Origin of the sequence: Sphingopyxis sp. BSNA05 (genome assembly GCF_013265645.1) — a bacterium.
Taxonomy (GTDB): Bacteria; Pseudomonadota; Alphaproteobacteria; order Sphingomonadales; family Sphingomonadaceae; genus Parasphingorhabdus.
In genome coordinates this window covers 22,649-46,469 of record NZ_PYIA01000101.1, presented here as the reverse complement: position 1 = coordinate 46,469, position 23,821 = coordinate 22,649, and the positions used below count along the sequence as shown (strand labels likewise).

Here is a 23,821-nt window from a genome sequence, read left to right as displayed (position 1 = left end):
TTAAGTCCCTGATATATATAGGTTATATAGGGTTAATCTGCGCGTTACCTTGCCCTGGCAGGGCCGTGTTCCGGCCCGAGAGGCCATTTGCGGCCGTCCGGTATCAAATATGTTCGCCGGTAAGGCGCTGGCAAATCAGATCGAGCTGATCGAGATTGGCATATTCGATAGCCATCGTTCCGCCCTGGCCGTTCGACTGGATCTTGACGTTCAGTCCGAGCAGATCGCCAAGATGCGCTTCCAGCGCCTGGATATCCGCATCGGTCTCTGACATGGCGGCCATTTTCTTCGCCGACATCGGCTTCTTGACCGCCATCGATTTGCGCACGAGCCGTTCGACATCGCGGACCGACAGTCCCTTTTTCGCAATTTGCGGCGCCAGTTCTTCCGCATTGGGCGCGTTGATCAGGGCCCGCGCGTGCCCCATGGTCAGTTTTTCATCGACGACCAGGCTTTTGACGCTGGCCGGCAGTTCCAGCAAGCGCATGATATTGGCGATATGGCTGCGCGATTTTCCGACGATCTCGGCCAGCCTTGTCTGGCTGTGGCCATAATCGGTGCTCAACCGCGCATAGGCTTCCGCCTCTTCGATGATATTCAGATCCTTGCGCTGGACATTCTCGACGATTGCGATCTCGAATGTTTCTTCATCGTTGAGATGGCGGACGACCGCGGGGATCTGATGCAGCCGGGCCCGCTGTGCAGCCCGCCACCGGCGTTCGCCGGCGACAATCTGGAACGTCTTGCCGTGCGGCCGAACCACGATCGGCTGGATGACACCGCGTTGCCGCATACTGTTGGCCAGTTCGTCCAGCGCATCGGTATCGAAATGCTGGCGTGGCTGGTCGGGATTGGGCCGGATATCGGAAACCGCAATCGAGCGCAGCCCATCGACCACGCTCTCCGGTGCATCGTTATTGCTTTCGGCGGGTTCGCTGGTGACGATCGGTTCTTCGCGCTGGATTTCGCCAAACAGGCTGTTCAGCCCCCTGCCCAGCCCGGTTGCTCGCTTCGGTGCCTTCTTCGCCTTTTCGTTGAGCGCCTGGTCCTCGTCCATCAAGCGGCCACCTTTCGGTCTGGAAGACGCTCGATCAGCTCGCGGGCAAGATCGATATAGGCGACCGATCCGCTGCAGCGATAATCATAGATCAGCGCGGGAAGTCCGTGACTCGGTGCTTCGGACAGACGGACATTGCGCGGTATCACGGTTTCGAACACCACGTCGCCGAGACAGGCCCTGACATCGTCGGAGACCTGTTCGGTCAGCTTGTTGCGGCGGTCATACATGGTCAGGACCACGCCCATCACCGAGAGCTGGCGATTGAAGCGGGCGCGGATGCGTTCCACCGTCTGCAACAACTGGCTCAGGCCTTCGAGCGCGAAAAATTCGCACTGCAAGGGCACCAGCAGCGATTCAACGGCGACCATCGCGTTGAGCGTCAGCAAGCCGAGCGACGGCGGGCAGTCCACAAGAATGATATCCCAGCGCCCGTTGTCGGCCGCATCGAGCGCCTTTTTCAGCCGGTGCGTCCGCTCTTCAAATTCCACCAGTTCCACTTCGGCACCGGACAGATCAACGGTGGCGGGAACGATTTCCAGTCCGGGCACCTTTGTCTGGTTGATGCAATCAGTCAGCGAGACATCATTGATCAGCAGATCATAGCTGCTGTTGACGCGGTCGCCCTGCGACAGACCGAGACCGGTGGAAGCATTGCCCTGCGGATCAAGGTCGATCAACAGGACTTTCCAGCCGCTCGCGGCCAGTGCCGTAGCCATGTTGATTGCCGTGGTGGTCTTGCCCACTCCGCCTTTTTGATTGGCTATTGCGATACGAACCATCTGCAGTTCTACCCTAGAAATTAGGTTTCTAGCCCTTTCCCACCAATATACCGGCGTCCGGATCGGTCAAACTATGTTCCACGTGAAACATTTTTTGCCGTTTTGGCGACAGGCCTTTCAACTCCCTTACCGCATTTTTGCCTTTTGGTAAGAGCCAAAGCGTATTTTTGTGGAAAACGGTGTGAAAGTGCGATGAGCCGTTCCAAAGGTGCAAAAGCGCGAGCACTTATGACATCGACCGGGAAGCTTTCGACATTTTCCAGCCGATCGGCGATCACGGAAGCATGTTCCGCGATCCCGGTTTTCGCGATGACGTCGTTCAGAAATTCGACACGGCGTTTGCGCGATTCTACCATCCGGACCTGGTAACGCGTCAATATGGCGATAATCATACCCGGGAAACCGGCACCGGTACCCAGATCCAGCCAGATTTTGCCGGAATCGGGCGTTGGTGCATAGCGCAGAAGTTGCGCGCTATCGACGATATGGCGCGCCCAGAGGCTGTCGGCGCTGGCTCTGGAAATCAGATTCTGGCGCTGCATCTCGTCTCGCAACAGGGCGTTGAAGGCTTCCAGTCGCTCCCATGTTTCACGTGAAACATCATATTCAGCGCGAAGCCAGGCTTGCGCCTCTTCCTCGGTCATGCCGCGATATTCCTGGCATCGCGGCGCCTTGCGTGGACGAGTATCGCTGCGAGAGCCGCCGGCGTAATACCACGGATCCGCGACGCCGCGGCCAAAGTCTCGGGACGCGCTGTCGTCAACCGCTCGACCATTTCGTTGGAGAGGCCTGCGATACCGGCATAATCAAGATCATCTCCGAGACGGATCTGCTCATTGGCCCGCAGATCGCGCAACTCGGATTCCTGCCGTTCGAGATAGGGCGCGTAGCGGGCATCCTCTTCGATTTCGAGCATCAGGGCCGGCTCCGCTCCGGTCAAACATGCTTCCAAGTCTTCCAGCGCAGTGATGCTGATATTGGGAAAACGAAGCCACTGGAACAGGCTTTGCCGGGTTCCGTCGCGCCGGACTTCAATCCCCGCCTTCACCAGATCTTCGCTGGAATATATGCTTTCCAGCTTGCTAAGAATATGGTTGCGCTGCTGCTGACGAGCGGAGAACCAGTCGCCGCGCTCGCGTGATACGCAACCCGCCTCCATGGCAATCGGCGTCAATCGGGTCGAGGCATTGTCCGCCCGCAAGCGCAGGCGATATTCCGCCCGCGCCGTGAGCATGCGATAGGGTTCGGTGACGCCCTGCAGAACCAGGTCATCGATCATCACCGCCATATAGCTGGTGCCGCGATCCAGCACAGGCGCGTCCTTGTCCTGAACCGCGCAAGCCGCGCCCAGTCCGGCGATCAGTCCCTGGGCTGCCGCTTCTTCATAGCCGGTGGTGCCATTGATCTGGCCAGCACAATAGAGGCCCTCCAGATCGCGGACTTTCAGCGAGCGATCCAGCGCGCGCGGATCGATATGGTCATATTCCACCGCATAGCCCGGCACCAATATTTCCGCCTGCTCGAGACCTTCCATCGTGCGCACGAAAGCCAGCTGGACATCGGCGGGAAGCGAGGTGCTGATACCGTTCGGATAGACGAGATCGGTATCGAGACCTTCCGGCTCCAGAAACACCTGATGCGAATCCCGGTCGGCGAAACGGTGAATCTTGTCCTCGATCGACGGGCAATAGCGCGGACCCTGCGCATCGATCGCGCCGCTGAACAGAGGCGAACGATCGAGCGAGCCGCGAATGATCTCATGGGTTTCGGCTGTGGTCCGGCTGACGGCGCAAAATGTCTGGGGAACCGTTCGCCCATTTGACAGCGGCGACATGGTCCACTGTTCGTCATCAGACGGCTGTTCCGGCAGGGCAGCCCAGTTGATCGTCCGGCCATCAAGCCGCGGCGGCGTTCCGGTTTTCAAACGCGCGATCGGCAGACCGGCATCACGAATTTGCTGCCCGAGGGAAACCGATGCAGCCTCGCCTGTCCGTCCGCCCTCAAGCGTTTCTTCGCCGCGGAACAGTTTGCCATTGAGGAAGGTTCCGGTTGCCAGGATGACGGCTTGAGCGTTGATCGTTGAACCGTCGGCCATGCGGGTGCCGGTGACCTGCGATTCTGACATGACCAGACTGGCGACCTCGCCCTCGATAATCGTCAGATGGTCCTGCGCATCGATCAGGCGATGAATCGCCGCCTTGTAAAGCTTCCGGTCCGCCTGGATTCTCGGCCCCTGAACCGCTGTGCCCTTGGACAGGTTGAGCATCCGGTAATGGATCGCGGCGGCATCGGCGGCGCGCCCGATCAGCCCGTCAAAGGCATCGACTTCGCGTACGAGATGGCCCTTGCCCAGTCCGCCAATTGCCGGATTGCAGGACATGGCGCCAATGCTGTCTTTGGTGAAGCTGACCAGCGCTGTGGATACACCCATGCGCGCGGCCACCGCGGCTGCTTCGCAACCGGCATGGCCACCGCCCACGACGATGATGTCAAATGTCTGCGTCATAGCGCGGCCCATAGCGGAAGCGCGATTGCAGGTCAAAACCTACCGTTCACGCCCTGCTGTTCCACGTGGAACAATCACTTGCCGATGCAGAATTTTCCGAACAGTCCGTCGAGCATATGCTCGGTGCTGGCCTTGCCGGTGATTTCGTCGAGTGCCTTGCGGGCCATGCGCAGATGTTCTGCAACAATCAGATAATCCTGTTCGCCTTCCATTGCATCCAGACTCTGGCAAGCCGCAGAGAGACGATCCGCCTGACGCGCGTTGACGCTGACCTGATCGGCGTCCGGTAATATATGTCGGGCTCTTTCCACAAGATGATCGACGAGGAGGTCCATTCCCTGACCGCTGACCGGCGACAGGGTAAATGCCGCAGCGGCCTTCGGCGTGTAATCCGGATGGTCGCAGCGCGAGCTGATCTCGATCAGATTGTCGCGATCCGGTCCCTCCCCCTCTTCGCCCAGCCATAAGATGATATCCGCCTCGGCAAATTGTTGCCGCGCCCGGTCGATGCCAATCTGCTCGATGGCCTCCGCACCGGTTTCGCGAACACCGGCGGTATCAATGAAGAGAAAGGGAATCCCGCCGAGCGCAATCGGCACCTCGATCACATCGCGCGTGGTGCCGGCAATATCCGAAACAATCGCAGCTTCCCGCTCGACCAGCGCATTGAGCAAGGTCGACTTGCCGCTATTGGGCGGACCGCCGAGCACAACCCTGATACCATCGCGCAATTTCTCGGCGCGCGGACGTTTCAGAAGGATCTGCATTTCCTCGACCAGCAAACGGGCAGTATTTTGAATTTGCGCCATTTGCGCCGGGGCAACATCATCCTCGTCGGAAAAATCCAGCTCGGCTTCGACCCGGGCCGACAATTGCAATATCATCTGCTGCCAGCCGTCGACCTTGCGCGACAAGGCGCCGCCGGCGCTGCGCACCGCTGCCTTGCGCTGCAATTCGGTCTCGGCAAACAGCAGATCGGACAGGCCCTCGGCTTCTGCCAGGTCCATTTTTCCCGACGTGAAGGCACGGCGGGTAAATTCTCCCGGCTCGGCCCGGCGCAACCCGTCCATCTGTTCCAGAGTCTGTTCGATCGCCCGGATAACCGCCCGACCGCCATGACAATGGATCTCGGCCAGATTCTCGCCGGTTGCGCTATTCGGGCCGGGGAACCAGAGACACAGTGCCGAATCCAGCAGATCTCCACTAACCGGATCGGTTATATCTGACAGGAAAGCAACACGCGGTTCTGGTGAGTTACCGGTCAGCGATTCTAGTGCCTGCCCGGCCTTCGCGCCGCTGATCCGCAGGATTCCGATTGCCGCCGGCGGTTGCCCGCTGGACAGGGCAAAAATGGTATCGTCGGCGGTCATAGAATCGAAAAACGGGGGCTAATCGGACTTTTTCTTGGTCGAAGAAGATTTTCCACCACCCGATGCCGCGCCCATGGCGCCGGTCAGAAAAGAGGAAAACATCTTCAGGCCGGCCTCGCCCATCGGGGCAATGATCTTGGTGAAATTCTGCAATTGTTCGACCGAATTGGCGCCCTGCAGGAATTTCGACATTTCCTGGACATAGCTTTCGTTCAGTTTCGCAACGTCGGGCAGACCGATCAGGCGGCGCGCCTCTTCCGGCGTGCAGTCCAGTTCAACGGTGACTTTCATTTTGACTTCCTCTGTTTGACCGTCGAAGCGAGTTCCCCCCTCACTCAACAGGTTGATGTTCCACCTTGTCTGAAGCTGATATGGGGATAATGTAGCCAAAGAATCAAGAGATGATGCAAAGGAGCTGTAACGATGGGCGCGTTGGAACAAATCAAGACACTGAGCGGAGACGCTGAATTTCCCTGCTATATCGCCCGGCCACAGGGCGAGATCAGCGCTGCAATCATCGTCATCCAGGAAATATTCGGGGTCAACAAGGGCATCAGGGCGAAATGCGATGACTGGGCCGGCAAAGGCTATCTCGCCATTGCCCCCGATCTGTTCTGGCGGATTAACCAAGGCACGGATCTTGATGCCGACGTGGAAGCGGAATTCCAGCAGGCGCTCGACCTGATGGGCAAATTTGATCAGGATCAGGGGATTCGCGACATCGAAGCGACGATCCATTTCGCCCAGAACAGCATCGGCAGCCACAAGGTCGGCTGTGTCGGCTATTGCCTCGGTGGCCGCCTCGCCTTCATGACCGCCTGCCGGACCGATATCAGGGCTTCTGTCGGCTATTATGGCGTGGGTATCGACGGTCTGCTTGGCGAAAAGCATGCGATTGCCCATGAAGTGATGCTGCATATTCCCACCGCCGACGGCTTTGTCCCTGCCGATGCGCAGGCCGCGATGCACGCCGGGCTGGATGATCATCCGAAAGTGACGCTGCACGATTATGAAGGGCTTGATCACGGTTTTGCCGCCCAGTTCGGCGCACGCCGCGATGAAGCCGCCGCGACATTGGCCGACAGCCGGACCGAAGCCTTTTTCAAGGAGCAACTGGCATGAGCGCGCGCGCCAATCTGAAAGTCTGGCACGACCATTTCGAGGATAAAGGCGGATCCGGTCTGGCCGACCAGATCGCCGAAGATGCCGTGTTCCATTCGCCCGTCGTGCACACGCCGCAATCCGGCAAGCCGATGGTCGTCGCCTATCTCAGCGCTGCTGATGTAGTGCTCGCCAATGACAGCTTCCGCTATGTCCGTGAAATTGTTGATGAATCGCAGAATATGGCGATGCTGGAATTCGAACTCGAGCTAGACGGGATCCAGGTCAACGGCGTCGATATCATCAGTTGGAATGACGACGGCAAGATTCAGGATTTCAAGGTAATGGTCCGGCCGCTCAAGGCGATCAACAAGGTCTGGGAAGAAATGGGCAAGATGCTGGAGAAGATGAAGGGTTAGGATTCTGCAGTCCTGGCCAGAAAATATTCACTGCAGCCTTGCGGATTCACCGGAACACCGAGAACAGAAAGCGGGATGAATGCAAGGCTTGGAATCCAGGATTCCGGTTCGTAAATCATTCTGGGAATGACCAGCAAAGCGATGGTAGCGACCCACACCAACAAGAACTTGGCCACCGCACGTCGCAAACCATAGCTGAACCTGAACTCGCCAAATCCGGGTGTATCGAGAATGATTGCACTGGCCTGAGCATGTTGAAACGCTGGCACCGTCAATCGGAACCCACCCAGCGCGAGCGGACAAATCGACACCGATGCATGATGATATCCGCCGATGTGAACCAATATCCCGGCTGCATCCAGCAGCGATGCAACAACCATGGTTTCGCTACGGGAGTTGATAATGGCAATCGGGATCATCTGGTCTGACACCAATCGATCCTACGAAAATTTTCGCCCCGCTCAACAATCACCCGAACAGCGTCAACACCCCGATCGTCTGCTCGTCACCGACCAAGCCTGAATAGATCATCTTGCCGGCGACATAGACGATGACCGCCAGACCCAGATAGGCGATCCATTTGTAGCGCTCGATATATTTGGCGATGACATTGGCTGCGAGGCCCATCAGCGCGACCGACAGGATCAAGCCAACGACCAATATACCGGGATGCTCACGCGCGGCACCAGCGACGCCCAGAACATTGTCGAGGCTCATTGATACGTCGGCGGCCATCACAGCCCAGGCGGCAGCCCACAAAGTTTTTCCTGATTTGACACCGCTATGCTCGTCGCCTTCGATTTCCGGCGAGCCTTCCGACTCTCCTTCGTGAAAAATTTCCCGGTAGAAGTTCCAGGCAACCCAGAGCAGCAACAGTCCACCCGCCAGCACCAAACCGACAATCTGAAGCAATTGCACCACGATCAATGCGAACAAGATGCGCAATATCAATGCCGCGCCAATACCGATCAAAATGACCTTCCGGCGCTGTTCTGCCGGTAATCCGCCGGCCAGGGCGCCCACGACAATCGCATTATCCGCCGCAAAGACAAGATCAATCAGGATCACCTGCCCGAACGCCGCCATGGCTTCGGGCGTGCCGATCTTGGAGAAATCGGTGAGAATCGCCTGCCAGATATCAGCGGGCGAACCGAGCCCGGAGGCGGCGGCGGAAAAGATGGAGATCAGATCAATCATGGAAAATACCGGGTCCGTAATAAGTTATCTCGGGCATAGGGTCGTAAAAAGCGTGAAGCAAGGCGCGCCAGCGCTGGTAATCTTCGGAACCGTGAAATCCGTCGCGATGCGACTCTATCCGGTCCCATGTCACCAACAACAAATATCGTTCCGGGTTCCCTGACTCCGGTCGAACTTCGATCGACTGAAAACCCGGCTGACGTGCAATGAGCGGTCTGGCTTTCTCCATCGCCGCTTCAAAACTCGCCGATTGCCCCGGCCGAATCTGCAATATGGCATGTTCCAAAATCACCAGGGCAGTCCGACAAGTTTACTGGTTCATACTGTCGAAGAAATCGTCGTTGGACTTGCTGTCCTTCATCTTGTCGAGCAGGAATTCCATCGCGTCGATCGTGCCCATCTGCATGAGAATACGGCGAAGGACCCACATTTTCTTGAGCTTCTCGTCCTCGACCAGCAGCTCTTCCTTGCGGGTACCGGACTTGCCGACATCGAGCGCCGGGAAGATACGCTTGTCCGCAACCTTGCGGTCCAGCACGATTTCCGAGTTGCCGGTGCCCTTGAATTCTTCGAAGATCACTTCGTCCATCCGGCTGCCGGTATCGATCAATGCGGTCGCGATGATCGACAGCGAACCGCCTTCCTCGATATTCCGCGCCGCGCCGAAAAAGCGCTTCGGACGCTGCAGGGCGTTGGCGTCAACACCACCGGTCAGCACCTTGCCGGAGCTGGGAACGACGGTGTTATAGGCACGGCCGAGACGGGTGATGGAGTCGAGCAGGATGACAACATCATGCTTGTGCTCGACCAGGCGCTTGGCCTTTTCGATCACCATTTCGGCGACCTGGACGTGGCGGGTCGCGGGCTCGTCAAAGGTCGAGCTGATGACTTCGCCCTTCACCGAGCGCTGCATGTCGGTCACTTCTTCCGGCCGTTCGTCGATCAGCAACACCAAGAGATAAATCTCCGGATGGTTGTCGGTGATCGCCTTGGCAATATTCTGCAGCAGCACGGTTTTACCGGTCCGTGGCGGTGCCACGATCAGGGCGCGCTGGCCCTTGCCCTGCGGCGAGATGATATCGATCACCCGGGCGGACTTGTCTTTTTCGGTCGGGTCGAGGCTGTCGAGCTTGAGCTTCTCGTCCGGATAGAGCGGCGTCAGATTGTCGAAATTGACGCGGTGACGAACGGCGTCGGGATCGTCGAAATTAATCGAGATCAGCTTGGTCAGCGCGAAATAGCGTTCTCCGTCACGCGGTGCGCGAATTTCGCCTTCGACGGTGTCACCGGTGCGCAGGCCGAATTTGCGAACCTGATTGGGCGACACGTAAATATCATCGGGACCGGCCAGATAATTGGCATCGGGCGAGCGCAGGAAGCCAAATCCGTCGGTCAGCACTTCGATCGTGCCGACGCCCATGATCTGTTCGTCATTGTCCGCCAGTTCCTTGAGGATCGCGAACATCAGATCCTGTTTGCGCAGGGTGGAGGCACCCTCGACGCCCAGCTCTTCAGCCATCGAGACCAGGTCCGCGGGCGATTTTTCTTTTAATTCTTTTAAATGCATGGAGTTTTATCCAGATATGTCAGGAGGTAATTTTTCAATTCCGCATGTGCGCAGCTGGTTGCTGTCTTCGATTCACATGAAAATTCGCCCGGACGGGCTTTGGCGTCTAAATACGCCTTTGTCATTTGGGTGTCAACCAGAGCCGGTCAGAATGGCTTGACGATTACCAATATGATGATGATCGCGGCCGTAATTCCCGGAACTTCGTTGACCAGCCGCAAAGCCTTGTCGGTCATCGTCCGCTCGCCACGGGCCAGTTTTTGACATAGCCCATCATCCAGCCGTGATAGCCGGTCAGCGCCAGCACCACGAGCAATTTGGCGTGAAACCAGCCCTGGCTGAAAGCGCCGATATTATAAGCGAGCGCCAATCCGACGATCCAGACAATGATCAAGGAAGGATTGAGAATGATCTTCCGGAGCTTGCCCTCGCGCTCGATCCATTTCCCGTCTTCTTCCGAACCGACCGCGGTTTCCTGATGATAGACAAAGAAACGCGGCATCATGAACAGCCCTGCCATCCAGAAAATCACGAAGATCAGATGGGCCGCTTTCAACCAGAGATAGAGCATCGACAAAATTTCATTCATTGCCTCACAAGTGTAAGCAGCTTTTCAACATGTTCAATGGGCGTGTCCGGTAAAATGCCGTGACCAAGATTGAAAATATGCGGGCGATCTTCAAAACCTGCAGGATATGCCGGACCGATTGTTCCAGCGCTTCGCCGCCGGCAATCAGCGCCAGCGGGTCGAGATTGCCCTGCAACGGCAAATCGTTCGGCAGATTCTCATGCGCCCAGACGGGGTCCACGGTTTCATCGAGGCCAATCGCATCGGCGCCGGTCTCGCGGGCATAAGCGAGCAATTTGGCGCCCGCACCTTTCGGAAAACCGATGATCGGCAGATCGGGATGAACCGCTTTCAACCGCGCGATAATTTCCGCATTGGGCGCGATCACCCATTTTCAAATTGCGCGGGTGACAGGGATCCGGCCCAGCTGTCGAACAATTGCAAAGCATCGACGCCGGCCTCGATCTGGCCGAGCAGATAGGTGACCGTATTGTCGACAATGGCGGCGATCAGCTCGCCGAAGGCCGCCTCGTCACGATAGGCAAAGCGGCGCGTGGCTGCCTGGTCCTTGCTGCCCTGGCCGTTGACCATATAGGTTGCGATCGTCCACGGGCTTCCGGCGAAGCCCATGAAGGTCGTTTTGTCATCGAGCTGCGAAGCGACGGACCGGACTGTGGCATAGATAGCCTCAAAATGCTCGGGATCAGCCTCCAGAGAGCCCAAAGCAGCATCCAGCAGCTTGGGGGCCAGCCGGGGTCCTTCCCCCGTCTCAAACCAGAGCTTCTGGCCCATCGCATGGGGTACGATCAAAATGTCGGAAAACAGAATCGCGCCGTCGAAACCGAAACGGCGGATCGGCTGCAAGGTCACCTCGGCCGCAGCCTCGGCATCATAGCAAAGTTCCAGGAATCCGCCCTTTTTGGCCCGCAAATCCCGGTATTCCGGCAGATAACGACCTGCCTGGCGCATCAGCCAGACCGGCGTTTGATCACTTTTCTTGCCGAGCAATGTCTGCAGGAGAATTTTCTGTGATTCATGTCCATTCGGCATAGCGAGACGGTTACCCATTATATTATCTTATATATTATATTAGATTGTTGTTGATGATAGAGCGTGGAAAAGGCGGTAACCCGCGAGCGCCGCGATTACAAACAGATTGACAGGGGCTGGTTGATGAAAATTTGACCGATTCCGAAATCTCATCCCCGTTATCCACAGACTGTTGATTGAATCGATCAATGTTGATCCGCTGTGGATGAAATTGCGGACGTCGGGGAAGAATATTGTCCGACCACTTATCCACATTTTCATCCCTTGCTTTATCCCCCGTGAAATCACAAAGCTTAGGCCATGAATCGTCTCCACCTTCATCTGCTGTCGGATTCCACCGGCGAGACCCTGGAAAATATCGCCAAAGCGGCGCTGGCCCAGTTTGACGGTGTCGAGATTATCAAGCATTTCTGGCCTATGGTCCGCTCCGAGAAGCATCTCAACCGGATATTGGTCGAAGTGGCGGACAATCCGGGGCTGGTGATATTTACCATCGTCAACCGCGACATCAGGGCAAAGCTGGAGCGCGAATGCCGGCATCTGGGCCTGCCCTCGGTTCCGGCGCTCGATACGGTGACCGATGCGCTGTCCAATATGCTGGGTCAGGAAGCCAAGGCCCGGCCCGGCCGCCAGCATATTCTCGATGCGGCCTATTTTGCCCGGGTGGAAGCGATCCAGTTCACCATTGCCCATGATGACGGCGTCGGTTGGGAAAATTGGGAAGAGGCCGATATCGTGCTCGCCGGCGTTTCGCGGACGTCGAAAACCCCGACCTCCATCTATCTCGCCAATCGCGGCTACAAGACCGCCAATATTCCGATCGTGCCGGAATCGCCGCCGCCCGATTCCCTGTTCCATCTGAAAAACCCGCTGGTCGTCGGCCTGATCACCGGCGCATCGCGGCTGGTGCAGGTCCGCCGCAACCGCTTGCTGTCACTGAACCAGGCGCCGGAAACCGACTATGTCAACGAAGAGAAGGTCAAGGCCGAAACCCAATATGCCCGCCGCATGTTTGCCGACAACGGCTGGCCGATGATCGATGTTACCCGTCGTTCTATCGAGGAATCGGCCGCGGCGATCATCAATCTCTACAACGAGCGTCACGTTGCCGCCGGGGAAGATCAGAAGGCCGGTCCGGATGAATGATGTGCCGCTGATACTGGCGTCCCGCAGCAAAGCGAGACAGGCCATGCTGGCCGCCGCCGGTGTCACGGTCGAAGCCATTGCGCCGAATGTCGACGAAGAATCGCTGAGGGACGGCCTCAAAAGCGAAGGCGTGACCGCGCGCAATCTTGCCGACGCGCTGGCCGAGGCGAAAGCGGTCCGGCTGTCGCAGCGGATCGGCGCGGGACTGGTGCTGGGCGGCGACCAGGTACTGGCGCTAGAAGACGGCAGCATGCTCGACAAGCCGGTCGACCAGGCCGACGCGATAGCCCATCTGAAATTGCTGTCCGGCCGGAAGCACAAGCTGTTCAGCGCTGCCGTGATCGCCGAACAGGGCAAGCCGGTCTGGCGCCATGTCGATATTGCGACGCTGACCGTTCGCCCGTTGAGCGATGCATTCATTGCGCAATATGTGGAAACGGAGTGGGGCAAAATCCGCCATTGTGTAGGCTGCTATGAAATCGAGGGCCGGGGCGCGCAGCTTTTCTCCGCCATCAACGGCAGCCTGTTCACGATCATGGGCCTGCCGCTTCTGCATCTGCTGGACTATCTTCGTATCCGGGGTATCTTACCGTCATGACCACAGAAATGCCTTATGCCGAGGTGATCGGAGATCCGATCGCCCAGAGCAAGTCGCCGCTGATCCACAAATTCTGGCTCGACCGGCTGGATATCAAGGCGGATTATCGCGCTTGCCATGTCACGCCCGACGAACTGCCCGGCTATATCGAGCGGCGTCGCGCCGATCCGGCCTGGCGGGGATGCAATGTGACCTTGCCGCACAAGATCGCCATGCTCGATCTGGTCGCCGATCCGGGTGGTGTGCGGGACAAGATCGGCGCGATGAATACGATTGTCCGGCAGGATGACGGCAGCCTGATGGGAACCAATACCGACGCCGCGGGATTTTTCGCCCCGATCGCCGACACTGACTGGTCGGGCAAACATGCCGTGGTCATCGGTGCCGGCGGTGCGGCTCGGGCCGTATTGTTCGCGCTGAAACAGGCCGGCATCGGCGAGATTACCATTGTCGCGCGCAACGGCTTGAAAGCCACCGGCTTGCTGATGCAGGCCTCGGCCAAGGGTGGCGTGATACCGATGGACGCGCAATTGCCCGCAGCCGATCTGCTGATCAATGCGAGCCCGCTCGGGATGACCGGCAAGCCGCCGCTCGAGCTGGATCTCGGTCCCCAGCCGGCCGATGCGCTGGTCTATGATCTGGTCTACGCACCGCTGAACACCGGTCTGCTGCGCGCGGCCCGGAAGCGGGACCTGGCGGTGGTCGATGGTCTCGACATGCTGATCGGCCAGGCCGCGCTCGCCTTTGAACTGTTCTTCGGTGCGACGCCGCCGATGGAAGATGACGAAGAATTGAGAAAGCGGCTGATCGCATGACCGACCGGACCCGGCCCTTCATCATCGGACTCACCGGCTCGATCGGCATGGGCAAATCCACGGTGGCGCAGATGTTTGTCGATGAAGGCGTGCCGCTGTTTGACGCCGATGCCGCTGTCCACGAGCTCCAGGGCCGGGATGGTGCGCTGGTCGAAGAGATCGAAGCGCTGTTTCCCGGCACCACGAACAGCCAAGGCGTCGACCGGCAGAAACTGGGTGCGGCGGTGCTCGGCGATCCGGGCGCCATGCAAAAGCTCGAAAAGCTGATTCATCCAGCCGTGGGCGAGATGCGTATCGCCTTCCTCGAAGAGAATCGGCATCGGCCGATGATCCTGTTCGACATTCCGCTATTGTTCGAGAAATCGGGCGCTCAGGGTGTCGATCATATCGTCGTCGTCTCGGCCGGCGAAGACCATCAGCGGGACCGTGTTCTCGCCCGGCCCGGCATGAGCGAAGAGCGCTTTTCCCACATCAAGGCGCTGCAAATGCCGGACGCGGAAAAGCGCGAAAAGGCCGATTCCGTCATCGACACATCGCTGCCACTGGCAGAAACCCGTCAGCAGGTGCGTAAACTTGTTCAAAAACTGAAAGCTGCCCTTGCGTAACCCAAAGATCGGTCCGATATTGGCCTTATGCGAGAGATAATTTTCGACACCGAAACTACTGGCTTTGATCCTCAAAATGGTGACCGGATGGTGGAAATCGGCTGTATCGAAATGATCAACCGGGTCGAAACCGGGCAGACCTTCCACTGCTATTATAATCCCCAGCGGTCGATGCCCAAGGCGGCAGAGGAAGTCCACGGGCTTTCGGACGTGTTCCTGTCCGACAAGAAACTGTTTTCCGACGGCGCCGAGGAATTGCTGTCCTTCCTGCAAGATTCGAATCTGGTGGCCCATAATGCCCAGTTCGATTTCAAATTTCTCAACGCCGAACTGGTCTTGTGCGGGTACAAGCCGATTTCCCAGTTCCGCATGATCGACACTTTGGCGATCGCCAAATCCAAACATCCCGGTGCGAAACTGTCGCTGGACGCCTTGTGCTCGCGCTACGGCATCGATCGCAGCCACCGCGTCAAACATGGCGCTTTGCTGGACGCCGAACTGCTGACCCAGCTTTATATCGAGCTGACCGGCGGCCGGCAGATCGGACTCGGTCTGGCCGATGACGCGAGAAAGCAGGATCCGGTTCGCGATATGCGGCCCGCGGCACGGCCGGCAGAGCGGAAACAGTTCATCGCCGCGCGCGAGCATCATGCCAGCGAGGACGAGCTGGCGCGGCACAGGATTTTTATCGAGGGCATAGAAAACCCTCTTTGGTCTGAGGTTTAGCTGCACCACTGTTTGCGTAACGGTGCAGAAGCAAAAGGAGAGTGAATATGGAAGTTCGTGTTTCAGGACATCAGGTCGATACCGGCGATGCGTTGCAAACCCATGCCGAGGATCGGATGAACGCGATTGCCAGCAAATATTTTGCCAAGGCGATTTCAGCGAACGTTACCGTGAGCAAGGCCCCCCACGCCCAGTTCAAATGCGATATCGTGACGCATGTGATGCAGGGTCTCACCCTGAAATCGGACGCGCAGGCCGGCGATGCGCATCAGGCGTTCGAACAGGCCGCCGACAAGACCGAAAAGCAGCTGCGCCGCTATATGCGCCGGCTGAACGACCATCATGTCCAGGCCCAATATGCGGCGAAGCAGGAAGAAGCAGCCTATCGCGTGTTCGAAGCCTCCGAAGAGGAAGAGGAAAGCGAAGTGAACGGCGAATCGCCCGCCATCATCGCCGAAACCAGCACCGACATCCCGGAAGCCAGCGTATCCAATGCGGTTATGATGATGGATTTGCGCAATACCAGCGCGCTTTTGTTCAAAAACTCTGGCACTGGCGCCCATAATATGGTTTATCGCCGCTCCGATGGCATGATCGGTTGGGTGGAACCAAATAGCTGACAGGCCCGTATCGCTTAAACCGAACGGATAACCGGTATTTTTAGCGGCTGGTTCAACGCGCACCAACGACCGGATTATCCGGTACCGGATTATACGGTGGTTGCCGAATTGGCTGAGTTTCGCCGGGACAAGAGGAAAGATTCATGACTGATTTGCCCGTTAGACTGGAGCTCGCCGCCGTGCGGGATTGTCAGGACATTGGCGACAAGAATGATATCTTCCGCACCATCGGCCAAATCGGGCAGGAATGCTATCGACTCGATGCCGAGGCCATCCGCACCGGTCTCGAGGCTCGCGAAGCGCTGGGATCGACCGGATTCGGACGGTCGGTCGCGATTCCGCACACCAAATTGCCCGGCCTCGATCATTGTATCGGCATTTTCCTGCGGCTCGCCGAACCGGCGCCGTTCAACGCGCATGACGGCAAGCCGGTCGATCTGATCTTCGCGCTGCTGTCGCCGGAGAAAAGCGGTGTCGAGCATCTCAAGGCGCTGGCCGCGGCCTCTCGCTTTTTGCGGGATGACCATATGGTGGCGAAACTTCGGGGTGCATCGGGTCAGGATGCACTTTTCGCGCTGCTCAACAGACAGCGCGAGCAGCGGGCGGCCTGATCCTTGGCGATGAACGAAAAATCGGCGGACGGTCCGCAGGATGCTGGAGGGGCGCAGGAGCATTTCCGGGCCCTCGAACGGCTATATGCGGAAGCGCCGATAAACCGGCTGTTCAATTCCCGTCTTGAAATCGCCGATGCCGGCATGGCGCGAATATTTTTCACGGTGGACGAGCGCTATTATCATGCCGCCGGCGCGGTGCACGGAACCGCCTATTTCAAAATGCTCGACGATGCTGCCTTTTACGCAGCCAACAGTCTGGTTTCCGACCGGTTCATCCTGACCACAGCGTTCAATCTGTTGTTCACCAAGCCGCTCAAGTCGGGACCGGTGATCGCGGAAGGCCGGTGGGTCAGCGGTAAACGGAGGGTGTTTGTCGCGGATTCGCGTCTGATCGATGACGAAGGCGAAGAAATAGCCCGTGGCACCGGGACTTTCATGCGCTCGCACATCCCGCTGGCATCCTTGCCCGGGTACAAGAAGGATGATTGAACCGCGGCTTTCCGCGGAAATGAAGGTCCAGACGCTGCTCCGGCTGGTCGACCAGCGTGGCGGTTTCGGGGCAGTGCTGAAAAAGGGGACCGGATTTCGGGAACCATTCTCGTCCAGTGCGTTGAAAAGGGGGAAAACCCTAGGCTTCTGGAGAATATGCCATCGCTGGACGGCACCCCCAATTGGCAGCAGATATGGCATCAAGATACTGATAATTCAAAAGAATTATCCGAATATCTCGCCCGCAGATTCCGTTTTGATCCCGATATGTGGTTAATTGAACTGGACATCCCGGATGGGGAACGGCTCATCGCCCTAATGGGTCAGTAAACTTGACTTTATTCACCAGAACCATATTTGGCGCTCAACTTTGATGCGCAGGTTGCCGCTCGTTTGTCGAATTGACAGGCGGTAAACACGCAGACGGGGAGAACAGAAATGGACCACGGGTTTTGGGTTTTCGGTCCATTTTCGGCATTCCGGACGGGGTTTTTGTCAGGATATGCTCTGGTCTCACCGCATAACAAAACAGGTTTATGAGAAAAATTTTCGTGCCACGAGCGTTTTGTCGCTCGCACTGACTGTTGTGGCGGCCTTTTCCGTCACAGATGCGTCTTTTGCTCTGGAAGCAAATGACGAGATTCCTGAATCCGAAATATTTGTTGATCCGGCGTTGCTGGAAGAAGATGAACCCGGCCAGGCCGTTATTTTCGGCGAACAGCAGGAAGTTGTTGCCGAAATCCCGCAGGATGTCGTGGAATCGGACAAGATTGCCAACGGCGAGGCGGAAGCTGACCGCTGGGCCACCGACGATTTTGTCAATGACGGGGCAACGACGCTGCGCCAGCTGGTCCGCCAGCAATCGGTCGCCGGCGCGCTCGACGAAGAAATGCACTGTCTTGCAGGCACCGTCTATTTTGAATCGAAAAGCGAATCGCTGAAAGGCCAGCTGGCGGTAGCCCGCGTTGTTCTGGCGCGTGTCGCTTCACCCCGTTTTCCCGACACGATCTGCGGCGTTGTATATCAGCGCAGCCAGTTTTCCTTCGTGCGCGGTGGCAAGATGCCCCGCATCAACAAGGGCCACCGGCAGTGGCGCAACGCCGTGGCGATTGCCAAGATTGCGATGAACGATGGCTGGGAAAGCTCGGTCGAAGGCGCGCTGTTCTTTCACGCACGCTATGTTTCGCCGGGCTGGCGTCTCAAGCGGCTGGCTACGATAGACAATCATATTTTCTATCAATAGGCGATCCGGAAACCGGCGAATAAATGAAGGCTCCCGAATGGGGGCCTTTATTTTGTTCTTTTATGTTCTAGTCAGATGTGATGACATCGATCGACGATTCCTCCGGCTTGCTGATGACCGCCGATGTGTTGAGCGGAGCACAGGCTGTTGCCCGCGGCGTCGCCCGGATGTTCATGCGGCACGATATCATGGTGTTGCCCGAGGTCAGCTTGCGGAACCGGCGCCGGGCCGACCTGATGGGGATTGATGCCAAGGGCCAGATTGTCATTGTCGAGATCAAGGTCGCGCGCAGCGATTTGCTGGGCGACGCCAAATGGACCGAATATCTGGACTATTGTGACCGTTTCTACTGGGCGCTGCCGGTCGGATTCGACGCGTCCCCGGTCGAAGGACCCGATTTCATGCCCGAGCGTACCGGACTGATCATCGCCGACGCCTATGATGCGGAAATGGTGCGGGCTGCTGCGACCAATGCTCTGGCACCGGCACGGCGCAAGACCGAGACGATGCGGCTGGCTCGCCGCGCCATGCAGCGGTCGGCGATTTCGGATGGCTGGATCAGTCCGGTGCGGGGACAGCACGAACCAGACGGTTATTGAGCGTCGACTAGCCTTCCGGTCCGAAGAAACGGCCTTGCGGTTCCGGTTTTTGTCAGCGTCCGCTTTTCAATCTCGGCCAAGATGGATGCGCCCCGGCGATCCTGCCTGGCATAGTCGCGGGCCGATTTTCCGGCGAGTGAATCGGTGTGGTCCGGGTCGGCGCCATTGGCGAGCAACAGGCGGACCAATTCGCTATCGCGAAGCTGGACGGCGCGGATGAGGGCCGTTTCCCCCTGTCTGTTCGTTGCATCCACCTTGGCCTTCTTGGCCAGTAGGGTCCTGACACCGTCGACGAAGCGCAACTGGGTCGCCAGCATGAGCGGCGTCACACCCTCCTTGTCGGCGAGATCGGGATTGGCGCCTTTTTGCAGCAGGAAACCAACCCAGATATTGTCGCGACGGGCCACAACGATATGCAGGGCTGTCTCTCCGGTCGAGCGGTCGCGCGTATTGACGATCACCGACCCCGGCTGGCTTAGAAATTTGGTCGCTTCCTCGCCATCTCTCTCCTTGACCGCTTTCAGAAAATTATAGCTTTCCGAAAACTGGGCGGCAGCCGGAGCGGAGATCGACACAAGGGTAACCGCCAGCAGGGCGAGCTGCAGGAATTTGACCAATGTACCGGATGATTGAGTGACCGAAGATATATTCTTGAACATTTTTAGCCCCGTTTTTGACCGGTGACCATTTGCACCGGTCCACTGCAATTGCTGTCTATCAATTATCTGTTGAAATTGATCCACTAGCAGACCATGTCTGGCCCCGTAATGAACAATATCAACAATGTCGTAAAAATGATCCTCGCCACAGGATTACTGACACTTCTGGCCGCCTGCAACCCTGCGTCCGACGGAGGTGCGCCGGCCGGTGCGGAGCCACCGCTTGCGGGCGCGAAGATCGGCGGGTCCTTCACGCTGACCAACCAGGACGGCGGCAAAACTTCGGACACTGACTTCAAGGGCCAGTATCGCATCATCTATTTTGGCTACAGCTATTGCCCCGACGTCTGCCCCGTCGATCTGGCCAATATCATGCTGGGATTGAAACAGGTGGAAAAGGACGATCCGGCTCTGGCCCGGAAGATCCAGCCGATTTTCATATCCGTCGATCCCGGTCGCGATACGCCGGACGTGCTGAAACAATATGTTTCCGCTTTCCATCCGCGGCTTATCGGTCTTACCGGAAGCGCCGAGGAAATCGCCGCTGTCGCGAAAAAATATCTGATTCTCTACGATATCCGTAACGACGAAGGGTCGAGCGAATATCTTGTCGACCATAGCCGCCAGGCCTATCTTTTCGGACCGGAGGGTGAGCCGCTGGCGCTGTTGCCCTTTGACGGCACGCCGCAGCAGGTCGCCGACGAAATTATCCGATGGGCGCGCTAGGCGCCGATCAGCCCTTCTGGGAAGCACCGCTTGAATCGCTGGATCGCGGTCAGTGGGAGGCCTTGTGCGATGGCTGTGGCAAATGCTGCCTGCTGAAGGCCGAGGACGAGGATGACGGTCAGATATATATGACCAATATTGCCTGCAAGCTGCTCGATCTGCAGAGCGCCCAGTGCAGCGATTATCGCCACCGCAAGTTTCATGTCCCGGATTGCGTCCGGCTGACGCGTACCAAGCTGGAAGAATTTGACTGGCTGCCCGACAGTTGCGCCTATAGAATGCGGGCCCGGGGCCTGCCGCTGCCGGAATGGCATTATCTGGTCTCCGGCGACCGGGAATCGATCCATGCGGCGGGTCAGTCGATCCGCGGCAAGGTCATTCCCGAGAGCAAGGCCGGACCGCTCGAGCAGCATATTCTCGATGCGCCTCTTTAGCTCCTCCCGCTCCGAAGCGCTTGCTATCAGCCTGGACGGGGTCAGCTATCCTCTGCAGCTGCGCCGATCGAAGCAGGCCCGGTCGATCATCGTGTCAGCCGATACGGTCAAGGGCGTCGTTCGCCTGACCTTGCCGCCTTATGCGTCGGAAAATCAGGCGCTGCGCTTCGCCCAGTCAAAGTCCGACTGGCTCAATGCCCGCTTCGCCGAAGCCGTTCCTCCGGTTCCGGTGGAGGATGGCGGCCAGATCGCGTTTCTGGGGGAGCCCTATATCATCAGATGGTCGCCGGAATTCGCCCGCACGCCGGAGATTGTGGATGGAGAAATCCGGTTGGGTGGCCCGGCCGAACTTGTCGAGGCCCGCATCCTCCGCTGGCTCAGGGCCCGGGCGCGCCCGATATTTGCCGATGATCTGCAATTCTACTGCAGCCGGGCCGGAACCGATTTGCCGCGGCTGGCCATCGGCGATGCGCGGCGCCGCTGGGGCAGTTGCTCCAGTCGCAAGTCGATCCGGTTGAGCTGGCGGCTGGTCATGGCGCCGCCGCATGTCCGCCGGTCGGTGGTTGCGCATGAAGTGGCCCATCTCACCCATATGGATCACAGCAAGCGATTCTATGCCCTGCTCGACCGGATATTCGAATCGGACCGTCACGTGGCCGACCGCTGGCTCAAGGACCATGGTCGTGGCCTGCACATGGTGGGCGCCGAAAGACAGTCTCCGCCGGTCGACCGAACCTGATCCCTATTGCTGTTCCTGACGCGCGGCTTCGGGAAGAAGGGATTCGGGTGGATTCTGTGGTGGTTGCGGCTTCGGTTTCTTGACCGGTGCCGGTTCCGGCTTGCGGGGACCGGGATCCTCGCCGCGACCCAGCACCGAATCGATCCAGTCCTGATCTAGCCGCGGACTGTCGGCGGCTTCCCCGCCTTCCAGATCATATTCGAATCCGCGACCCGTCTCGATCGGCATCCCGTTCTCGTCGACATAGATACCGTCTTCAGGCGCTCCGAACAGCTCGTCTTCATCCGGTTCCAGCTGCCATTCCGGCAAGACCAGTTCGGTATCGAATTTCTCGACCTTGCGATTGGCTACGGCCATTTTCATGAACTGCGCGAAGACGCTGGCCGGAGCCCGGCCACCTTGTAATCCGCCGACCGGTTTGGCGTCATCACGGCCCATCCAGACGCCGGTGGTCAGGCCGCTGGAAAACCGAGGAACCAGCCGTCCTTGTTGCTGCTGGTGGTGCCGGTCTTGCCGGCAACCGGCCTGCCGATCTGTGCGGCCCGTCCGGTGCCGGTGGCGACGGCTGTCTGCATCAGGTCCGTGATCCCGGCAGCGACCCAGGGGTCGACCAGCACGCGGCTGCCGTCAAATTTGCTCTGGTACAGGATATCACCCTTCATCGTCTGCACCTTGGTGATACCGAACGGGGTTATCGCAATGCCCTTGGCGCTGATCGAGGCAAAGGCGCGGGTCATGTCCAGCAAGCGCACGTCGGACGTACCCAATACCATCGAGGGGTTGGTGTTGATCGGGGTGGTGATGCCAAAACGCCGTGCCATATTGGCGATCGACGAAGTGCCGATATCATTGCCGATAGCCGCCGCGACGGTATTCTTGGAAAAGGCAAAAGCGGTGCGGACATCAATGTCGCCGGCATAGCGGTCCCCGCTGTTGCGCGGCGTCCAGTTGCCGATCGTGATCGGCTCGTCGGTCACCGTGTCATTGGGCGTATAGCCCGCTTCCAGCGCCGCCATATAGACGAACACTTTCCAGGCCGAACCGGGCTGGCGAACGGCCTGGGTTGCGCGGTTGTAATTGGAGGTCACATAGTCCGTGCCGCCGACCATGGCGCGCACCGCGCCATCGCGGTCGATTGCCACCAATGCACCCTGGGCACCGGCCGGCACACCGGACTGGATGGCCGCGGTGGCGACGCGCTGCATATCAAGATCCAGCGTCGTCCAGACCTCGATCGGCTCTACGCTCTCGTCGATCAGCAGGTCCAGCTGCGGCAGCGCCCAGTCGGTGAAATAGCGCACACTGTTCTGCCGCGGTTCGGGCGCCAGCTTGACCGACGCGGGATTGGTTTTCGCGGCTTCGGATGCGCTTATGGCACCGGCATCCTGCATCACTTCCAGCACCACCGTGGCGCGACCAATGGCTGCCGTGGCGTCGGCGGTGGGGGAATAGCGGGACGGTGCCTTGACCAGACCGGCGATGATCGCGGCCTCGGCCAGGTTGAGTTCTCTGGCGCTGTGCGCGAAGAAGCGGCGCGATGCGGCGTCGATGCCATAGGCACCGCCGCCATAATAGACCTTGTTCAGATAGAGTTCGAGAATCTGTTCCTTGGAAAATTTCCGTTCCATCGCCAGCGCGAGCAATATTTCACGGCCCTTCCGGCCAAAGGTGCGGTTGTTGTTCAGGAACACGTTGCGCGCGAGTTGCTGGGTGATGGTGGAGCCGCCCTGCGCCCAGTGGCCGCGCTGCATCCTTACCTGTAACGAGCGCGCGATGCCGATCGGATCAACGCCGGGATGGCTTTCGTAGCGGCGATCCTCGACCGCGACCATGGCGGATTTCATGACTTCCGGGATGTCCGAATATTCCAGCCATTCGCCGTAGCTCGGGCCCATCGAGAACAGCTCTTTGCCATTCACGTCCAGCACCCGGATCATCTGGCCGTTGGGAGAGGATTTGAGATCCTCGAAACCGGGGAGTGACGAACGGACCACCAATACCGCAACCACCAGAGCAATGGCGGCCAGCAATCCGACGACCAGACCCGCTTTGGTCAGCCGCCACAGCCATTTGCGGACTGGACCCTGTTTGTTGCTGCGTTTTTGGCCCGCGCCATATTGATCCACCCACTATATACTAAACCAGAGATTTTCTAGCGTTCTGGTGCCTTAGCGTAGGCTGAACAGGGAAG

Annotated in this window: 26 protein-coding genes and 4 pseudogenes; 16 read left to right on the top strand and 14 right to left on the bottom strand. The window is 58.4% G+C overall.

Annotated elements, in window-relative coordinates:
- Nucleotides 1-103: 103 nt before the first annotated feature.
- From C8024_RS11875 to C8024_RS11850, 6 genes and pseudogenes are all read right to left on the bottom strand, one after another.
- Nucleotides 104-1,057: a ParB/RepB/Spo0J family partition protein gene (locus C8024_RS11875; RefSeq protein ID WP_173205493.1), complete on the bottom strand. Its 954-nt coding sequence runs from the start codon at nt 1,055-1,057 to the stop codon at nt 104-106.
- On the bottom strand, nt 1,057-1,839 hold the full coding sequence (locus C8024_RS11870; protein WP_100093092.1) for a ParA family protein: 783 nt from the start codon (nt 1,837-1,839) through the stop codon (nt 1,057-1,059). Before C8024_RS11870 ends, C8024_RS11875 begins: the two co-directional genes overlap by 1 nt.
- A 28-nt stretch (nt 1,840-1,867) precedes the next feature.
- Nucleotides 1,868-2,483, bottom strand: a pseudogene (rsmG, locus tag C8024_RS11865) (16S rRNA (guanine(527)-N(7))-methyltransferase RsmG).
- Nucleotides 2,480-4,345 carry a tRNA uridine-5-carboxymethylaminomethyl(34) synthesis enzyme MnmG gene (gene mnmG / locus C8024_RS11860; protein ID WP_173205397.1) on the bottom strand — a complete coding sequence of 622 codons (1,866 nt, stop codon included), beginning with the start codon at nt 4,343-4,345 and terminating at the stop codon, nt 2,480-2,482. The pseudogene rsmG and the gene mnmG overlap by 4 nt, the downstream one beginning before the upstream one ends.
- A 74-nt stretch (nt 4,346-4,419) precedes the next feature.
- Nucleotides 4,420-5,715 (bottom strand): tRNA uridine-5-carboxymethylaminomethyl(34) synthesis GTPase MnmE, encoded by a 1,296-nt coding sequence (mnmE, locus tag C8024_RS11855; protein WP_173205395.1) that lies wholly within the window; start codon nt 5,713-5,715, stop codon nt 4,420-4,422.
- An 18-nt stretch (nt 5,716-5,733) separates the two neighbouring features.
- Complete coding sequence (locus C8024_RS11850) at nt 5,734-6,006, bottom strand: DUF6489 family protein (RefSeq protein ID WP_100093089.1); 273 nt, start codon at nt 6,004-6,006, stop codon at nt 5,734-5,736.
- Between the two features lie 132 nt (nt 6,007-6,138).
- Between C8024_RS11850 and C8024_RS11845 the strand changes: the two genes are divergently transcribed.
- Entirely contained in the window at nt 6,139-6,837 is a 699-nt protein-coding gene (locus C8024_RS11845) for a dienelactone hydrolase family protein (RefSeq protein ID WP_173205393.1), read from the top strand.
- Nucleotides 6,834-7,235: a nuclear transport factor 2 family protein gene (locus C8024_RS11840; RefSeq protein WP_173205390.1), complete on the top strand. Its 402-nt coding sequence runs from the start codon at nt 6,834-6,836 to the stop codon at nt 7,233-7,235. The genes C8024_RS11845 and C8024_RS11840 overlap by 4 nt, the downstream gene beginning before the upstream one ends.
- Here the strand turns inward: C8024_RS11840 and C8024_RS11835 are convergent.
- The 6 genes and pseudogenes from C8024_RS11835 to hemE all read right to left on the bottom strand — a co-directional run bounded on the left by C8024_RS11835 (nt 7,232) and on the right by hemE (nt 11,617).
- Nucleotides 7,232-7,666: a hypothetical protein gene (locus C8024_RS11835; RefSeq protein ID WP_173205387.1), complete on the bottom strand. Its 435-nt coding sequence runs from the start codon at nt 7,664-7,666 to the stop codon at nt 7,232-7,234. The two genes, C8024_RS11840 and C8024_RS11835, sit on opposite strands and share 4 nt — an antisense overlap.
- A 37-nt stretch (nt 7,667-7,703) precedes the next feature.
- Complete coding sequence (locus tag C8024_RS11830) at nt 7,704-8,432, bottom strand: YjbE family putative metal transport protein (protein ID WP_173205384.1); 729 nt, start codon at nt 8,430-8,432, stop codon at nt 7,704-7,706.
- On the bottom strand, nt 8,425-8,724 hold the full coding sequence (locus tag C8024_RS11825) for an antibiotic biosynthesis monooxygenase (RefSeq protein ID WP_173205382.1): 300 nt from the start codon (nt 8,722-8,724) through the stop codon (nt 8,425-8,427). Before C8024_RS11825 ends, C8024_RS11830 begins: the two co-directional genes overlap by 8 nt.
- Nucleotides 8,725-8,742: 18 nt before the next feature.
- Entirely contained in the window at nt 8,743-9,999 is a 1,257-nt protein-coding gene (gene rho / locus C8024_RS11820) for a transcription termination factor Rho (protein ID WP_100093083.1), read from the bottom strand.
- 146 nt (nt 10,000-10,145) lie between these two features.
- A pseudogene (locus C8024_RS11815) lies at nt 10,146-10,588 on the bottom strand (CopD family protein).
- Nucleotides 10,585-11,617, bottom strand: a pseudogene (gene hemE / locus C8024_RS11810) (uroporphyrinogen decarboxylase). Before hemE ends, C8024_RS11815 begins: the two co-directional pseudogenes overlap by 4 nt.
- A 300-nt stretch (nt 11,618-11,917) precedes the next feature.
- Here hemE and C8024_RS11805 point away from each other — a divergent pair.
- The 11 genes from C8024_RS11805 (at nt 11,918) to C8024_RS11755 (ending at nt 19,072) form a co-directional block, all read left to right on the top strand.
- Complete coding sequence (locus C8024_RS11805) at nt 11,918-12,763, top strand: pyruvate, water dikinase regulatory protein (protein WP_100093080.1); 846 nt, start codon at nt 11,918-11,920, stop codon at nt 12,761-12,763.
- The gene (locus C8024_RS11800; RefSeq protein ID WP_173205379.1) at nt 12,756-13,361 is read left to right on the top strand and encodes a nucleoside triphosphate pyrophosphatase; all 606 of its coding nucleotides are present in this window, start codon (nt 12,756-12,758) and stop codon (nt 13,359-13,361) included. The genes C8024_RS11805 and C8024_RS11800 overlap by 8 nt, the downstream gene beginning before the upstream one ends.
- A complete protein-coding gene (gene aroE / locus C8024_RS11795; protein WP_173205376.1) occupies nt 13,358-14,176 on the top strand; it encodes a shikimate dehydrogenase in 819 nt (272 codons plus the stop codon). The genes C8024_RS11800 and aroE overlap by 4 nt, the downstream gene beginning before the upstream one ends.
- Entirely contained in the window at nt 14,173-14,781 is a 609-nt protein-coding gene (gene coaE / locus C8024_RS11790) for a dephospho-CoA kinase (protein WP_100093077.1), read from the top strand. The genes aroE and coaE overlap by 4 nt, the downstream gene beginning before the upstream one ends.
- 27 nt (nt 14,782-14,808) lie before the next feature.
- A complete protein-coding gene (gene dnaQ, locus C8024_RS11785) occupies nt 14,809-15,507 on the top strand; it encodes a DNA polymerase III subunit epsilon (RefSeq protein ID WP_100093076.1) in 699 nt (232 codons plus the stop codon).
- A gap of 47 nt (nt 15,508-15,554) precedes the next feature.
- The gene (gene raiA / locus C8024_RS11780) at nt 15,555-16,127 is read left to right on the top strand and encodes a ribosome-associated translation inhibitor RaiA (RefSeq protein ID WP_100093075.1); all 573 of its coding nucleotides are present in this window, start codon (nt 15,555-15,557) and stop codon (nt 16,125-16,127) included.
- A 143-nt stretch (nt 16,128-16,270) separates the two neighbouring features.
- Entirely contained in the window at nt 16,271-16,738 is a 468-nt protein-coding gene (locus C8024_RS11775; protein WP_100093074.1) for a PTS sugar transporter subunit IIA, read from the top strand.
- A 9-nt stretch (nt 16,739-16,747) separates the two neighbouring features.
- Nucleotides 16,748-17,230, top strand: coding sequence for a PaaI family thioesterase (locus tag C8024_RS11770; RefSeq protein WP_173205490.1), 483 nt, complete (start codon nt 16,748-16,750; stop codon nt 17,228-17,230).
- 93 nt (nt 17,231-17,323) lie between these two features.
- On the top strand, nt 17,324-17,560 hold the full coding sequence (locus tag C8024_RS11765; RefSeq protein WP_173205487.1) for a DUF1491 family protein: 237 nt from the start codon (nt 17,324-17,326) through the stop codon (nt 17,558-17,560).
- Nucleotides 17,561-17,795: 235 nt separating this feature from the next.
- Nucleotides 17,796-18,473, top strand: coding sequence for a cell wall hydrolase (locus tag C8024_RS11760; RefSeq protein WP_254305841.1), 678 nt, complete (start codon nt 17,796-17,798; stop codon nt 18,471-18,473).
- A gap of 80 nt (nt 18,474-18,553) precedes the next feature.
- The gene (locus C8024_RS11755; RefSeq protein ID WP_100093070.1) at nt 18,554-19,072 is read left to right on the top strand and encodes an MmcB family DNA repair protein; all 519 of its coding nucleotides are present in this window, start codon (nt 18,554-18,556) and stop codon (nt 19,070-19,072) included.
- Here C8024_RS11755 and C8024_RS11750 read toward each other — a convergent pair.
- On the bottom strand, nt 19,066-19,731 hold the full coding sequence (locus tag C8024_RS11750; protein ID WP_173205371.1) for an ankyrin repeat domain-containing protein: 666 nt from the start codon (nt 19,729-19,731) through the stop codon (nt 19,066-19,068). The two genes, C8024_RS11755 and C8024_RS11750, sit on opposite strands and share 7 nt — an antisense overlap.
- A gap of 93 nt (nt 19,732-19,824) precedes the next feature.
- Between C8024_RS11750 and C8024_RS11745 the strand changes: the two genes are divergently transcribed.
- The 3 genes from C8024_RS11745 to C8024_RS11735 are packed head-to-tail and all read left to right on the top strand — an operon-like array spanning nt 19,825 to nt 21,630.
- A complete protein-coding gene (locus C8024_RS11745; protein WP_173205368.1) occupies nt 19,825-20,457 on the top strand; it encodes an SCO family protein in 633 nt (210 codons plus the stop codon).
- Complete coding sequence (locus C8024_RS11740) at nt 20,445-20,891, top strand: YcgN family cysteine cluster protein (protein WP_173205365.1); 447 nt, start codon at nt 20,445-20,447, stop codon at nt 20,889-20,891. Before C8024_RS11745 ends, C8024_RS11740 begins: the two co-directional genes overlap by 13 nt.
- Nucleotides 20,878-21,630, top strand: a complete 753-nt coding sequence (locus C8024_RS11735; protein ID WP_173205362.1) for a M48 family metallopeptidase — start codon at nt 20,878-20,880, stop codon at nt 21,628-21,630. The genes C8024_RS11740 and C8024_RS11735 overlap by 14 nt, the downstream gene beginning before the upstream one ends.
- Nucleotides 21,631-21,633: 3 nt before the next feature.
- Here the strand turns inward: C8024_RS11735 and C8024_RS11730 are convergent.
- A pseudogene (locus tag C8024_RS11730) lies at nt 21,634-23,696 on the bottom strand (transglycosylase domain-containing protein).
- Between the last annotated feature and the right edge of the window lie 125 nt (nt 23,697-23,821).

Coding starts and splice junctions, on each gene's coding strand:
- mnmG (WP_173205397.1), bottom strand. CDS start 4,345: ATGACGCAGACATTTGACATCATCGTCGTGGGCGGTGGCCATGCCGGT.
- coaE (WP_100093077.1), top strand. CDS start 14,173: ATGACCGACCGGACCCGGCCCTTCATCATCGGACTCACCGGCTCGATC.
- C8024_RS11735 (WP_173205362.1), top strand. CDS start 20,878: ATGCGCCTCTTTAGCTCCTCCCGCTCCGAAGCGCTTGCTATCAGCCTG.
- aroE (WP_173205376.1), top strand. CDS start 13,358: ATGACCACAGAAATGCCTTATGCCGAGGTGATCGGAGATCCGATCGCC.
- C8024_RS11845 (WP_173205393.1), top strand. CDS start 6,139: ATGGGCGCGTTGGAACAAATCAAGACACTGAGCGGAGACGCTGAATTT.
- C8024_RS11745 (WP_173205368.1), top strand. CDS start 19,825: ATGTCTGGCCCCGTAATGAACAATATCAACAATGTCGTAAAAATGATC.
- C8024_RS11805 (WP_100093080.1), top strand. CDS start 11,918: ATGAATCGTCTCCACCTTCATCTGCTGTCGGATTCCACCGGCGAGACC.
- C8024_RS11750 (WP_173205371.1), bottom strand. CDS start 19,731: ATGTTCAAGAATATATCTTCGGTCACTCAATCATCCGGTACATTGGTC.
- C8024_RS11770 (WP_173205490.1), top strand. CDS start 16,748: ATGAACGAAAAATCGGCGGACGGTCCGCAGGATGCTGGAGGGGCGCAG.
- C8024_RS11775 (WP_100093074.1), top strand. CDS start 16,271: ATGACTGATTTGCCCGTTAGACTGGAGCTCGCCGCCGTGCGGGATTGT.
- C8024_RS11875 (WP_173205493.1), bottom strand. CDS start 1,057: ATGGACGAGGACCAGGCGCTCAACGAAAAGGCGAAGAAGGCACCGAAG.
- C8024_RS11740 (WP_173205365.1), top strand. CDS start 20,445: ATGGGCGCGCTAGGCGCCGATCAGCCCTTCTGGGAAGCACCGCTTGAA.
- mnmE (WP_173205395.1), bottom strand. CDS start 5,715: ATGACCGCCGACGATACCATTTTTGCCCTGTCCAGCGGGCAACCGCCG.
- C8024_RS11850 (WP_100093089.1), bottom strand. CDS start 6,006: ATGAAAGTCACCGTTGAACTGGACTGCACGCCGGAAGAGGCGCGCCGC.
- C8024_RS11755 (WP_100093070.1), top strand. CDS start 18,554: ATGACATCGATCGACGATTCCTCCGGCTTGCTGATGACCGCCGATGTG.
- C8024_RS11800 (WP_173205379.1), top strand. CDS start 12,756: ATGAATGATGTGCCGCTGATACTGGCGTCCCGCAGCAAAGCGAGACAG.
- C8024_RS11840 (WP_173205390.1), top strand. CDS start 6,834: ATGAGCGCGCGCGCCAATCTGAAAGTCTGGCACGACCATTTCGAGGAT.
- dnaQ (WP_100093076.1), top strand. CDS start 14,809: ATGCGAGAGATAATTTTCGACACCGAAACTACTGGCTTTGATCCTCAA.
- C8024_RS11830 (WP_173205384.1), bottom strand. CDS start 8,432: ATGATTGATCTGATCTCCATCTTTTCCGCCGCCGCCTCCGGGCTCGGT.
- C8024_RS11870 (WP_100093092.1), bottom strand. CDS start 1,839: ATGGTTCGTATCGCAATAGCCAATCAAAAAGGCGGAGTGGGCAAGACC.
- rho (WP_100093083.1), bottom strand. CDS start 9,999: ATGCATTTAAAAGAATTAAAAGAAAAATCGCCCGCGGACCTGGTCTCG.
- raiA (WP_100093075.1), top strand. CDS start 15,555: ATGGAAGTTCGTGTTTCAGGACATCAGGTCGATACCGGCGATGCGTTG.